Origin of the sequence: Lysinibacillus sp. BNK-21 (assembly GCF_048684915.1) — a bacterium.
Classification (GTDB): domain Bacteria; phylum Bacillota; class Bacilli; order Bacillales_A; family Planococcaceae; genus Lysinibacillus; species Lysinibacillus capsici.
In genome coordinates this window covers 418895-431936 of record NZ_JBLQTS010000001.1, presented here as the reverse complement: position 1 = coordinate 431936, position 13042 = coordinate 418895, and the positions used below count along the sequence as shown (strand labels likewise).

The window sequence follows — 13042 nt, the reverse complement described above, 5'->3', positions numbered from 1 at the left end:
AATTATATATAGTTTATAAGTGATGGGATGTTCTGAATGGTTTTTGTCAGTGGGAATTGGCTCAATTAGTGAATGTTACAGATGGAAGAAATTACATCGAAAAAAACTCGGATTCGTATTTGATCGAATCCGAGTTTTTATTGATTTTAACTAAATTCCGTCCTAAAACGGTAATTTTTATATTGTATAGATGAGTTTAGTAATGTGTTACACATTTAACTTAAGCCATGCCACGGCTTCACAATGTGTGGAGTGCGGGAACATATCCACTGGCTGGATTTCCTGCGTTTGATAGCCGCCATCCTCTAAAATGCGAAGATCGCGTGCTAGTGTGGCTGGGTTACAGGATACGTAGACCACTCGTTTTGGTCGTTGCTCTAGAATAGTAGTTAGCAATGCTTCATCGCAGCCTTTGCGCGGTGGATCAACTACTAGTACGTCTGCTTCCTTGCCTTCTTTATACCATCTTGGGATAACTTCCTCTGCTGGGCCTGCCTCAAAATAAGTATTTGTAAAACCATTAAGCACTGCGTTGCGTTTGGCATCTTCAATCGCTTGTGGGACAATTTCCACGCCCATGACAGTCTTTGCTTTTTGAGCAAGGAATAAAGAAATCGTACCAATTCCACAATACGCATCAATGACACGTTCATCTCCCTGTAAGTCAGCATAATCTAGTGCTTGCTTGTAGAGGACCTCTGTTTGCTCTGGGTTGACTTGATAGAAAGAACGAGCAGAGATTTCAAAACGTACATTACCGATAGTATCAATAATAACGTCTTTACCCCAAAGGTTGATTGTGTCATCACCAAAAATAACATTGGTTTTCTCACTATTCACATTTTGCATAATTGATGTAACGTTTGGCACTAGCTTTTGGATTACTGCAATAGCTGCCTCTTTTTGTGGGAACTTTTTCTTTTTCGTTACAAGGACAACCATGACTTCTCCTGTTGCTCGTGCTTTACGGATAACAACATGACGCAACATGCCTTCATGTGTATGCTCATTGTAAGAGCGAACACCTAACGTTGCTAATTCCTTTTTCAAGCCTGCAAGAATAGCATCTGCTTCTCCTGTTTGAATTAAACAGCGATCCATATCCACAATGCTATGCGTTTTTGTTTTATAAAAGCCTGCAATCGCTTGTCCAGCTTCATTTTCAGAGAAAGGAATTTGTGCTTTATTACGGTAGTGCCAAGGTTCTTTCATACCTTTTACTGGGTGAACAGGTGCATGAATTTTACCAATCCGCTGCATCACATTGCGCACCATATTTTCTTTCCATTTTAGCTGCCCCTCATAGGATAAATGCTGTAATTGACAGCCGCCACACTGCTTGAAGTAATCACATGGAGCTTCAACACGGTCTGGAGATGGCTTGATAATATCTATTACCTTTGCAAAGCCATAGTTTTTTAATGTTTTTAACACATGGATTTCGGCCGTTTCGTTTGGCAGTGCGCCTTGTATGAATAGTGGATATCCTTCAACCTTTGCGACACCATTGCCATCATGCGTTAGATCTTCTATATAAACTGAAAGTCGTTCATTTTTTTTCACGGGTGCTGACATTCGTACATCCTCCATTTCAATCTCCTTATTGTAGCATGTGTTGGCGAATGAAAAAAGAACAAGACTTGGCTGTTGCGCGTCTCTGCTAATTAACTTGAAAAAAGAGTCGCTATTCGCGACTCTTTTCCTGCTCTTTTGTAATATGATAATCCCTTGGTGCCCACCAAAATGCACACAAGATCCCAAGAATGACGACAATAAAAGGTGCATAAAAAATTAAAAAACTTTGCATATGTGCTTTCCTCCTATGCGTGATTGTCTTCTTTTCCTGTCACATATTTTTTATTGAATAAGAATAGTTTCATCAATAAATAAAGTGAAGGAAGAAGAAGACACAGTCCTAAAATAAATGCGATAACTAAAGCGATCGCCATTTGTGTGCTTGTAAAGCTATCGTAAATGGTTAAATATGGATACAGTAGGTATGGATATTGAGCAATTCCATAAGCAAAGAAGGCTACGGCAAATTGAGCAATCAGGAGCCCAACTGCAAGTCCGTACTTTTTACGCATGGCAATGAGTACGACTGTGACAATAAATAAGACAGCTGAAATCGCAAACATCCACCATAAATTTACCATATGACTGTAGCTCTCTGGGTTGATGGATTTCATTTCATACATAATGCCAAGCGCACTAATCATTAGCGGTGCTGCCCACACAAGAGCATATTTTCTCATTAGTTTCGTTGCTTCGCTATCATTTGCTTTATGCGCGTACCATGTTAAAAATACGGCTGAAATATACAATACCGCAGCGATACTTAGTACCACAATGCTCCAAGCAAATGGACTTGTATATAAAGTCCAGTAGTTCAGCACAGGCTGCCCATCAATTACATCAACATAGCCTCCACCGGCAATGGCAAAGACAACGGATAAAGAAGCGGGGATTAATAAACCTGCTACACCATATGTCAGTGTATATCCGATATGGCCTCGTGTACCATACGATTCAAAGGCATAGTAGGAGCCTCGAATTGCCAATAGTACAAGCGAAATACTAACGGGCACAAGTAAAACCGTTCCGTAATAAAAAGCGGTTTGCGGGAAAAATCCTACGATTCCTACAAAGAAGAATACTAAAAAGACATTGGTAACTTCCCAAACAGGCGATAAATAACGTTTAATAATATTTGTTAAAATATGATTCTTACCAATAAGTAGGCTATATGCATTAAAGAAGCCAGCACCAAAATCAATCGATGCGACAATGACATAGCCAAATAGGAATATCCATAATACTGAAATACCTAAAATCTCTAACGTCATAGGATGTCACCGCCTTTTTCAGAGTGGCGATCTTCAATCTCGCGTTCGATTGGGTTCTTTTTAAACATTCTTACCAATACGACAATACTTCCCACTGCTAATACTGCATAGACTCCTGCGAATAAAAGCAGCATTAAATCCACATGGTCGCTCGTCGTAGCTCCCTCAGGTGTACGCATTAGTCCATAAAGTATCCATGGTTGACGTCCAACTTCGGCAAGCCACCAACCTGCTTCAATCGCGATAATTGATAGTGGTCCTCCCGCTACGATAATCCATCTATACCATCGTGAATGAATAAACTGCCAGCCCCGTGCTTTCCCTACAACATAAAGTAATGAAACTAGCATCATAAACATACCAATGGAAACCATGATATCAAAGAGATAGTGAATATAGAGTGGCGGTAGATCCTCTTCCTCAAATTGATCTAAGCCGATTACCTCTGCATTAGGATTAAAATGTGCAAGAATGCTTAAAGCATACGGAATTTTGATAGCATATTTAACTTCTTCTCCATCTAAGACACCAAATAATACAAGAGACGCCTTACCTTCTGTTTCAAAATGCCATTCTGCTGCTGCTAGTTTTTCGGGTTGATATTCAGCTAAGTATTTTCCTGAAAAATCTCCAATCACAGCGGCTGCTATGGAGAAAATCAAGCCAATTTTCATTAGTAAAAGTAGTGATTTTTTATGGTATACATGCTTCGAGCCTTTTAACATTCTAAATCCTGCAATAGCTGCTAGCACAAATGCCGATGTCATGTACGCTGTCACAAGTACATGTGCAACCTTCGTTGGCATGGCGGGGTTAAACATTGCAAGAAAAGGTTGAATATTAACAAGTTCTCCGTCTACGATATCAAATCCTCTTGGTGCGTTCATAAAAGCATTAACAATTGTGATAAAGACTGCTGACATCGATGCTCCGACAGCAACAGGGATTAACAGAAGCATATGCTTTTTCTGACTATCAAAGCGATCCCAAGTATATAAATAGATGCCCAAGAATATCGCCTCAAAGAAAAATGCAAACGTTTCCATAAAAAGTGGTAACGCAATTGTTTGACCAGCGAGTTGCATAAAATTAGGCCACAATAATGATAGTTGTAAGCCGATTGCGGTTCCAGTTACCACGCCGACTGCTACAGTAATGACAAAACCACGGGCCCAACGTCTTGCCATTAAGATATAATGTTCATCATTCTTTTTATACCCAGTCCATTGAGCAATCATAATCATTAACGGGACACCCACACCAATTGTTGCATAAATAATATGGAACGATAATGTTAACTCCGTTAATGCTCGGCTCCAATAGACCGCTGATTCATTAATCATCTCATTGCCCCCTTAACTTCCAAATATTCTTCCAAGAATAGAAAGTAGCATAATGATTGCAACACCAAAGCTTAGCCATATAAGCTTCTTTTCTTGTGACTTATACAAAGGCAACACTTCCTTTCCCTTATCCATACCCCCATTTTCCACTATTCCAACGAAAAAAACCTTAATAACGGACCGAAACTTCAGTCTATTATTAAGGTTTCAAATTTTGTTCAAGTAATATACGCACATTTGCCAAACATTTTTCTAATTTCATTCACATTCTTACTTCTAAAGCTTAGTTTATGGGATTTAGCCAGTTTTATTCTAATGATGGAATTTTAATTTGGAGCGGCCTCTCCTTCTTTGAGAGCACTTCAAGCAATCAAAAAAATACAAAATAAAGCTCATCCACAATAAAATCGGATGAGCTTTTCGGGTTCATTAAATACGGTCTTCCTCTCGAATATCTGCGAGTGGAACAAAGATTTCGATGTGACGCTTTAGGTTTTCAAATGTAGCAGGAGCGTCTCCGCCATATTCGCCATCGAGGTTAAGGTGGACCTCATTTTCTGTAGTAACTTTGACAACGCTAGCTTTTTTGTAGATGACACGATCATCATTTAAATGTTCGCCTCTTAGTGCCATGGCAGCTAGTTGAATAAATTCAGGAAGACTTACCTTCTTTAGCACTATTAAAGTAAAGTAACCATCATTAATGCTTGCATCAGGAGCTAGTTTTTCAAAGCCGCCTACTGAATTCGTTAACCCACATAGGAACATCATAGCGTCGCCATCAAATACTTCGCCATCATATTCAATGCGCATATGTGAGGCTTTGATGGATGGAATCATCTCAACTGCCTTTACATAATAGGCTAACTGACCAAGCATTGTTTTCATTTTGCTTGGTACTTCGTATGTTAGCTCTGTAATACGTCCGCCAGCAGCAATATTGATGAAATAGCGTTCGCCATTTAAGAGTCCAACATCCACTGGCAATGTGTCGCCTTGAATAATAATGTCTACTGCCTCTTCAATATTTCGAGGGATATGCACGGCACGGGCAAAATCATTTGTAGTGCCCATTGGAATTAGACCAACTTTCGGACGGTTTTCAAATGGACTTACACCTGAAACAACTTCATTTAATGTGCCATCTCCACCAACTGCGATGATGATATCAAAACCGCGTTCTACCGCATTTTTTGCTGCAAGCGTTGCATCGCCTTCACATGTTGTTGCGTGACAGGATGTCTCATAGCCTGCTACCTCTAGTTTTTCCAACACCTCTGGTAGATGTTTCTTAAACACTTCGCGTCCAGATGTAGGATTATAAATGATTCTTGCTCGTTTCATAACATACCTTCCTGCTTCATAAGATTCTACTTCATTCAACGATTTGTACGTTGAAATGTTGCAATACTCTTGTTATTTTTGTAATGTTTCTGTTACTTGCTTCTTAAAGTCCTCATAAACAAATGTCCAATATGTTTGATTGGAGATATTTTCTTCACGAATTTCTGCATAAAGAGCCTTTTGTGCCTCTTCAAATGTTGGATCTTCTTTATCTGGTAAGCTTGCTCGTTTCGTTACGACGAACTCTTGTAATTCTGGTGCGCGTGGTCCCCATTTTCCAATCACTTCTCCAGCATCATCTAATAATAGATAAATTGGAATTGCACGACCACCGTTTGTTAAATAACGATCAATTAGTTCTGTATCAGCATCACGGAAAACGGTACGCATATCTAATCCTGCTGCTTCAGCAATACGGCGAATAATTGGATTATTTAACATTGCGTCTCCGCACCAATCCTCTGTAATCGTTAAAATTTTAGGTTGTTTTTCTTTTAATAACTCAATAAAATCATCGTTTGTTGGTACTTCAAAGCCATCATAAATACGAAAGCTTTCTTCTTTTAACGTCGTCATGTTCTCCATATATTGCTGTATTGATATAGCTTCATTAAAATACTGTTGTTCTGTTTTCATTGGCTCGTCCCCCTTATTACTGTCTATTCTATATTTTGCTATGAATACTCTTTTTAAACAACTATTAAGTTTCGTAAAATGCAAATTTGTTACATTTTTGAAAATTAATAGCCGAGGGAGCAATGAAGCTCTCTCGGCTATTATGTTACAACGAGTATTATCGTTTGGCAATTTCTTGTTGTAATAATTTATTAACCATTGGTGGGTTAGCTTGACCTTTTGTTGCCTTCATAATTTGACCAACTAAGAAGCCAATCGCACGGTCTTTACCATTTTTGAAGTCCTCGATAGATTGAGCATTGTTATCTAAAACTTCTGTTACGATTGCTAGTAATGCACCTTCATCAGAAATTTGCACTAAGCCTTTTGCTTTCACAATATCCTGTGCAGATCCGCCATTTTCTACCAATTCAGCAAATACTTTTTTACCGATCTTAGAAGAAATTGTACCGTCTGTAATTAATTTCACCATTTCAGCAAGGTTTTCTGGTGTTAATGCAGTATCTTTTAGATCTTTTTGCTCTGCGTTTAAATAAGCAGAAACATCTCCCATTAACCAGTTAGCAGAAAGCTTAGCATCTGCCCCATTTGCTACCATTGCCTCAAAGAAGTCTGAGATCTCTTTAGAGATAACAAGAACTCCAGCATCATAAGGTGTTAAGCCTAGTTCTTCAACATAGCGTTTTTTACGAGCATCTGGAAGCTCAGGAATTTCAGATTTCACACGCTCTAACCATGCATCATCAATTGAAAGACGAACTAAGTCTGGCTCTGGGAAGTAACGGTAATCGTCTGTTCCCTCTTTAACACGCATTAAAATTGTTTTACCTGTTTTTTCATCAAAACGACGTGTTTCTTGCTCAATCACGCCACCAGATAATAATACATCTGCTTGACGTAATTCTTCATGTTCTAAACCACGACGAACATAGTTGAAGGAGTTCAGGTTTTTAAGCTCTGTTTTTGTACCAAATTCTTCTTGACCATAAGGGCGAATAGAAATATTGGCATCACAACGTAATGAGCCTTCTTCCATCTTACAATCAGATACGTCAGTATATTGAATAATCGATTTTAATTTTTCGAGATATGCATATGCTTCGTTTGGTGTACGAATATCTGGCTCAGAAACGATTTCAACAAGCGGTGTTCCTTGACGGTTAAAGTCAACTAGTGAATGGTCACCAGCATGTGAAAGCTTACCAGCATCTTCTTCCATATGAAGACGTGTGATACCGATACGTTTTGTATAGCCATCTACTTCAATATCAATCCAACCATTTTTACCGATTGGCTTATCGAATTGTGAAATTTGATAAGCTTTCGGATTATCTGGATAGAAGTAGTTTTTACGGTCAAACTTTGTTTCTTGTTCGATTTCCATATTGAGTGCAAGTGCTGCACGCATAGCGAAATCTACTACATTTTTGTTCAGGACTGGTAGGACCCCAGGATAGCCTAAATCGATTACTGTTGTATTTGTATTTGGTTCAGCACCAAAGTGAGCTGGTGCTGGTGAGAAGATTTTTGAGTTAGTCTTCAACTCAACGTGTACTTCTAAACCAATGACTGTTTCAAAGTTCATGTTATTTTCCCTCCCACATTTGAGGAACTTCTTTATGGAACTCAGTTGCTTGTTCAAAAGCATGAGCCACACGGTAAATAGTTGCTTCATCGAAATATTTACCAATTATTTGTAAACCTAATGGTAGGCCGTTTTCAAAGCCACAAGGAATTGAAATCGCTGGTACACCTGCTAAGTTCATCGGGATTGTTAAAATATCGTTTGCATACATTGTCATTGGATCATCAACATTTTCACCAATCTTGAATGCTGGTGTTGGAGCTGTTGGTCCAATGATAACATCAAAGTCTTCAAATACTTTATCGTAGTCTGCTTTGATCAAAGTACGTGCTTGTTGTGCTTTTTTGTAGTACGCATCATACGTACCTGCACTTAGTGAATAAGTACCTAGCATGATACGTCGTTTTACTTCATCACCAAAGCCTTGTGCACGTGTTTCTTTATAAAGGTCCATTAAATTTGTAACGTTTTCTGCACGGAAACCATAGCGGATACCATCGAAACGAGATAAGTTAGAAGACGCTTCAGATGAAGAAAGGATATAGTACGCAGCTAGTGCATATTTCGAGTGAGGAAGTGATACCTCTTCTACAGTAGCACCTAAGCCTTTTAATACCTCTAATGCCGCAAGCACTGATTGACGAGCTGCTTCACCAACTCCTTCACCAAGGAATTCTTTTGGCACAGCGATACGTAAGCCCTTAACATCACCAGTAAGAGCTGCAGCGTAATTTGGCACCTCAACATTCGCAGAAGTCGAATCATTTGGATCTAATCCAGCGATAGCTTCTAGTAATAGCGCATTATCTTCAACATTGCGTGTAATTGGTCCAATTTGATCTAGAGAAGATGCGAATGCAACGAGACCAAAACGAGATACACGACCATATGTAGGTTTCATCCCTACAACACCACAGTAAGCTGCAGGTTGACGGATTGAACCACCTGTATCTGATCCAAGAGAGAATGGTACTTCACCAGCTGCTACAGCTGCTGCAGATGCACCTGAAGAACCTCCTGGTACGTGGTTTAAGTTCCATGGATTTTTTGTTGTTTTATAGTATGAGTTTTCGTTTGAAGAACCCATTGCAAATTCATCCATGTTTAATTTACCAACTGTAATCATGCCAGCTTCACGTAGCTTGTTGACAACAGTTGCATCATAGATTGGCATAAAGCCTTCTAGAATTTTAGAGGCACATGTTGTTTCTAAGCCTTCTGTTACGATGTTGTCTTTCACACCGATCGGTAGACCGAATAATGGTCCACGCTTTTCAAATGGTACTTTATCCATTTCAGCAGCTTGAGCAGTTGCTTTTTCTTCGTTTGAAGCAAGGAATGCTTGTACATCGCCATCAAGCTTTGCAATACGCTCGTATGCTTCTTTCGTTAAGTCAGCGATTGATAAGTTACCCGCTTTAATTTCTGCTTGTAACTCCTTAGCTGAACGTTCAAATAGCGTCATGAGGAATCCTCCTATGTTTTAGTATTACATGATAGCTGGTACTTTTACTTGACCATCTTCTTGTTCTTTTACGTTTAACATCATTACTTCGCGGTCTAAACCTTTTACTGCTACGTCTTCACGCATTACATTCACTAATGGTAAAACGTGCGTTGTTGGTTCAACATTTGTTGTATCCAGTTCATTTAACTGCTCCGCAAAGTCTGTAATTTTACCAAGCTGTTCAGCAAATTTCTCTGCTTCTTCTTCTGTAATTGCAAGACGTGCTAAATTTGCCACGTGCTTTACTTCTTCTTTTGTTAATTTAGCCATTTTTCACACCTCCGAATACTTGTTCAATTCATTGTTTTTATTGATAACAATAGGGTTGAATAAAGTTAACCATGCCAATAATCATAACATTTTTCATTTTAAAAATCACAACTTTCACTAAAAATATAGAAACTTTCACTACTATAACAAAGTGTTGTCTCTATCATCCTGTTGTGTTCCTCTATTTCAATCCATTACCATAAAAAATATAGTCAGCACAAAGGCTGACTATATTAATCATAAACATGCACGTAAGGGTCCTTGTCATTGGCCTTTTTGATGATTAATGCCTCAGGACCATTCACTGAAGTAACACTCACTTCCACATGAATATTATCAAATTGATTGATTAAAATCCCTGTTAAATATTGCGTGAATCCTATTATCTCTGCTTTGCCGAAAAATTGGATTGGGATTTCAATCGAAAGGTTTTGTATTTGTTTATTACGATAGAAACCAGTTCCGATCACACTTGTATAGTTAGAAAAATATTTATCAACATCTTGCTTGAAGTTCTTGAAGTTATTGTTGACATCTCGGTATACATCTTGTGAATCATCTGTTGGGAACAAGACGTAATTTTCATCTATACCTTCCCAATCAGCGATGCTGTTCTGCCCTGCTTTTGCTACACCATAGCTAAAGTATGTCCCTGGAATAATTTGATTACGGGCTTGCTGCTTAAACAAACCAACCACAATCGGTACATCCTTTAACTCTTCACGTGAACGTAAACGAGAAACGATTTCAGCAGCCATTTTTTTGCCCTGCTCAATAAGAGTAGACTCTGAAATTGGTTCCTCGTAATATTCGCCATACTGTTCTTTTTGATAGTAATAGATAGAATTTAAAGCAAGACCGATTGAAATCCCACCTAGTTTCACTTTATTATCCTTCGTTTTTGTTAAGTAGTTTTGCTCTACAATATGGGATAAATAAACTGGAGCCTTTGTTGCTCGCTCCTCAGGTGTCATTGTGTCTGTTGTCGGTGGATTTAATCCATCCTCTGTTTGTGAACTACGAGCAAGCCAAGAGCTTACTGTACTTTCAGCTAAATATTGACCTTCTTGGAAGTAGTAGTTTTCTGTGTCGAACTCATTTTGAGATAAACGCATTAAACCTGATTCAACTTCCTTCATATCATATTTCGTATAAATGTTAGATACCACTAGACCTCTACTTGCACTCTCTTTATAAGGGATAAGCGTCTTATAATAAGATTCATCAATTTGTATGCTTGGGATAATTGTTGTTTCAGCTTTTTCTTTCTGTTGCGTTTCCTGTGTAAGCTCTGTCTCCTTCTTGTCAGAAGGCACACAGCCGACTAGCATTGCAGCAGCTACGATTGCTGGAATGAGTCGAAAAGACTTCATTATTTAGTGCTCCTTTACTAATAGTCAATTTTAGGTCGACGAATCTACTCGACGCCTTGTTGTAACGGTTGTGCACTCAACATTGCCTCCTATTCATAAAAGGAAGGATATCATGCACTTATTAAATGAGGTTAAGTTGTTCAATTAAGTTATCTTCAGTCCAAACTTCGATACCCAATTGCTCAGCCTTTGTTAGTTTAGAGCCTGCATCCGCACCTGCGATCACTAGATCTGTTTTTTTGCTGACACTACCCGTGACTGTACCACCTAACTCTTCTATTTTCGCTTTTGCTTCGTTGCGTGTCAATTGCTCAAGTTTACCAGTTAAGACAATTGTTTTACCTGCAAAAGGACTATCACCTATCGCTACTTCTACTTTTTTACCTTTGTATTTCATATTCACGCCTGCTTCAGCAAGACGCTTAATGACTGCTCGTGCATCTTCATTTGAGAAATACTCCACTAACGATGAAGCCATTTTATCTCCAATTTCATAAATTGCTACAAGCTGCTCCTCTGTTGCAGCCATCACTGCTTCCATTGAACCAAATTCCTCTGATACGATTTTGGCTGCTTTTTCACCAACATGACGAATTCCTAGTCCAATTAATAAACGCTCCATCGAATTTTCCTTCGATGCTTGAATGGCATTTACTAAATTAGTTGCTGATTTTTCGCCCATACGCTCCAATTCCACAAGCTGCTCTACCGTTAAATGATACAGGTCAGAAACATCATGTATTAAATCTGCACGTAATAATTGCTCCACTACTTTATCCCCAAGACCGTCAATATTCATCGCGTTTCGAGAAACAAAATATTTTATGCTTTCTGCAATTTGCGCAAAGCAGGCAGGATTTACACAGCGCAGGGCAACTTCGCCTTCAATCCGAATCAATTCACTATCACAAACAGGGCAATTTTTTGGCATGACAAAAGGGACTGAATCTTCAGGACGTTGTTCTATTAGCACACCCACAACTTGAGGAATAATGTCACCAGCTTTTCGAATAATAACTGTATCACCAAGACGAATATCCTTATCTCGAATTAAATCTTCATTGTGTAAAGAAGCACGTTGAACCGTCGTTCCCGCTACTTGTACGGGGGTTAAAATCGCTGTAGGAGTAACAACACCTGTACGACCTACTGTTAAATCAATATCAAGTAACGTTGTAACAACTTCCTCTGCGGGAAATTTATAGGCAATCGCCCAGCGTGGACTCTTTGCTGTATAACCTAGTTCATCTTGCTGAGCATAACGGTCAACTTTAATAACAATTCCGTCAATCTCGTAAGCTAATTTTGGACGATTTTCTGTCCAATGTTCTATAAAGGCCATTACCTCTTCAATAGTAGAGCATCGTTGGCGTTCTTTATTGGAAGGGAAGCCTAAGCCTTCTAAATAATCAAGCATTTCTGCATGACCGTCGATACCATATACTTCACCGTCTCCGCCAATGGCATAGATAAACGTTGATAATTGGCGACTGGCCGCAATTTTAGGGTCTAACTGACGTAATGAGCCAGCTGCAGCATTCCGTGGATTAGCAAACAACTCCTCACCATTGTCTGCACGTTGGGCATTTAAGTTTTCAAAGGATTTTTTTGGCATATACGCCTCACCACGTACTTCAATCGTAATAGGTTCCTTTAAACGAAGGGGAATCGCACGGATTGTCTTTAAATTGGCGGTAATATCTTCTCCTACCACACCATCTCCTCTTGTAGCCCCTTGTACAAACATGCCATTTTCATATTTTAATGAAATAGCTAAACCATCTATTTTCAGCTCACATACATATGAAAATTGATCTCCGATAGCCTGACGCACTTTACGATCGAATTCTCGTAAATCCGCTTCATGAAAAGCATTTGAAAGACTAAGCATTGGGTAATCATGCGTCACTTTTTTAAAACCTTCTACCACTGCTCCACCAACACGCTGCGTAGGAGAATCGGGGTAAATAAGGGATGGGTTCGCTTCTTCTAATGCAATCAGTTCCTGTAATAGCTGGTCATAGACACTATCTGCTACGACAGGTTTATCTAACACATAATAGGCATAACCATATTCATGCAGTAATTTATTTAACTCCGCTATACGCTGTTCTATTTCGTTCATTTACGTTCCTCCG

11 protein-coding genes are annotated in these 13042 nt (G+C 39.0%); all 11 read right to left on the bottom strand.

What is annotated here, in order from left to right; all coding sequences use genetic code 11:
• Positions 1–207: 207 nt before the first annotated feature.
• The 11 genes from rlmD to ligA all read right to left on the bottom strand — a co-directional run bounded on the left by rlmD (position 208) and on the right by ligA (position 13029).
• On the bottom strand, positions 208–1575 hold the full coding sequence (gene rlmD, locus ACMGGO_RS02120; RefSeq protein WP_103119110.1) for a 23S rRNA (uracil(1939)-C(5))-methyltransferase RlmD: 1368 nt from the start codon (positions 1573–1575) through the stop codon (positions 208–210).
• A 109-nt stretch (positions 1576–1684) separates the two neighbouring features.
• Complete coding sequence (cydS, locus tag ACMGGO_RS02115; protein WP_004225690.1) at positions 1685–1807, bottom strand: cytochrome bd oxidase small subunit CydS; 123 nt, start codon at positions 1805–1807, stop codon at positions 1685–1687.
• Positions 1808–1820: 13 nt separating this feature from the next.
• Positions 1821–2846 (bottom strand): cytochrome d ubiquinol oxidase subunit II, encoded by a 1026-nt coding sequence (locus tag ACMGGO_RS02110; RefSeq protein ID WP_259951010.1) that lies wholly within the window; start codon positions 2844–2846, stop codon positions 1821–1823.
• On the bottom strand, positions 2843–4189 hold the full coding sequence (locus tag ACMGGO_RS02105; RefSeq protein ID WP_048394871.1) for a cytochrome ubiquinol oxidase subunit I: 1347 nt from the start codon (positions 4187–4189) through the stop codon (positions 2843–2845). The genes ACMGGO_RS02110 and ACMGGO_RS02105 overlap by 4 nt, the downstream gene beginning before the upstream one ends.
• 429 nt (positions 4190–4618) lie before the next feature.
• The gene (locus ACMGGO_RS02100; protein WP_004225701.1) at positions 4619–5533 is read right to left on the bottom strand and encodes a diacylglycerol kinase; all 915 of its coding nucleotides are present in this window, start codon (positions 5531–5533) and stop codon (positions 4619–4621) included.
• A 72-nt stretch (positions 5534–5605) separates the two neighbouring features.
• Complete coding sequence (locus tag ACMGGO_RS02095; RefSeq protein WP_420281546.1) at positions 5606–6169, bottom strand: thioredoxin family protein; 564 nt, start codon at positions 6167–6169, stop codon at positions 5606–5608.
• Positions 6170–6326: 157 nt separating this feature from the next.
• On the bottom strand, positions 6327–7754 hold the full coding sequence (gene gatB, locus ACMGGO_RS02090; protein ID WP_048394874.1) for an Asp-tRNA(Asn)/Glu-tRNA(Gln) amidotransferase subunit GatB: 1428 nt from the start codon (positions 7752–7754) through the stop codon (positions 6327–6329).
• Between the two features lies 1 nt (position 7755).
• Entirely contained in the window at positions 7756–9219 is a 1464-nt protein-coding gene (gene gatA, locus ACMGGO_RS02085; protein WP_004225706.1) for an Asp-tRNA(Asn)/Glu-tRNA(Gln) amidotransferase subunit GatA, read from the bottom strand.
• Positions 9220–9243: 24 nt separating this feature from the next.
• Entirely contained in the window at positions 9244–9531 is a 288-nt protein-coding gene (gene gatC, locus ACMGGO_RS02080; protein WP_004225708.1) for an Asp-tRNA(Asn)/Glu-tRNA(Gln) amidotransferase subunit GatC, read from the bottom strand.
• A gap of 233 nt (positions 9532–9764) precedes the next feature.
• Positions 9765–10904, bottom strand: coding sequence for a CamS family sex pheromone protein (locus ACMGGO_RS02075; protein WP_048394876.1), 1140 nt, complete (start codon positions 10902–10904; stop codon positions 9765–9767).
• A gap of 121 nt (positions 10905–11025) precedes the next feature.
• On the bottom strand, positions 11026–13029 hold the full coding sequence (gene ligA, locus ACMGGO_RS02070; protein WP_420281545.1) for an NAD-dependent DNA ligase LigA: 2004 nt from the start codon (positions 13027–13029) through the stop codon (positions 11026–11028).
• Positions 13030–13042 lie beyond the last annotated feature (13 nt).

Excerpts from the sequence above, each read along its gene's own strand:
- ACMGGO_RS02075 (WP_048394876.1), bottom strand. The coding sequence starts at position 10,904 with ATGAAGTCTTTTCGACTCATTCCAGCAATCGTAGCTGCTGCAATGCTA.
- cydS (WP_004225690.1), bottom strand. The coding sequence starts at position 1,807 with ATGCAAAGTTTTTTAATTTTTTATGCACCTTTTATTGTCGTCATTCTT.
- ACMGGO_RS02110 (WP_259951010.1), bottom strand. The coding sequence starts at position 2,846 with ATGACGTTAGAGATTTTAGGTATTTCAGTATTATGGATATTCCTATTT.
- gatA (WP_004225706.1), bottom strand. The coding sequence starts at position 9,219 with ATGACGCTATTTGAACGTTCAGCTAAGGAGTTACAAGCAGAAATTAAA.
- rlmD (WP_103119110.1), bottom strand. The coding sequence starts at position 1,575 with ATGTCAGCACCCGTGAAAAAAAATGAACGACTTTCAGTTTATATAGAA.
- ACMGGO_RS02100 (WP_004225701.1), bottom strand. The coding sequence starts at position 5,533 with ATGAAACGAGCAAGAATCATTTATAATCCTACATCTGGACGCGAAGTG.
- ACMGGO_RS02095 (WP_420281546.1), bottom strand. The coding sequence starts at position 6,169 with ATGAAAACAGAACAACAGTATTTTAATGAAGCTATATCAATACAGCAA.
- gatB (WP_048394874.1), bottom strand. The coding sequence starts at position 7,754 with ATGAACTTTGAAACAGTCATTGGTTTAGAAGTACACGTTGAGTTGAAG.
- ligA (WP_420281545.1), bottom strand. The coding sequence starts at position 13,029 with ATGAACGAAATAGAACAGCGTATAGCGGAGTTAAATAAATTACTGCAT.
- ACMGGO_RS02105 (WP_048394871.1), bottom strand. The coding sequence starts at position 4,189 with ATGATTAATGAATCAGCGGTCTATTGGAGCCGAGCATTAACGGAGTTA.
- gatC (WP_004225708.1), bottom strand. The coding sequence starts at position 9,531 with ATGGCTAAATTAACAAAAGAAGAAGTAAAGCACGTGGCAAATTTAGCA.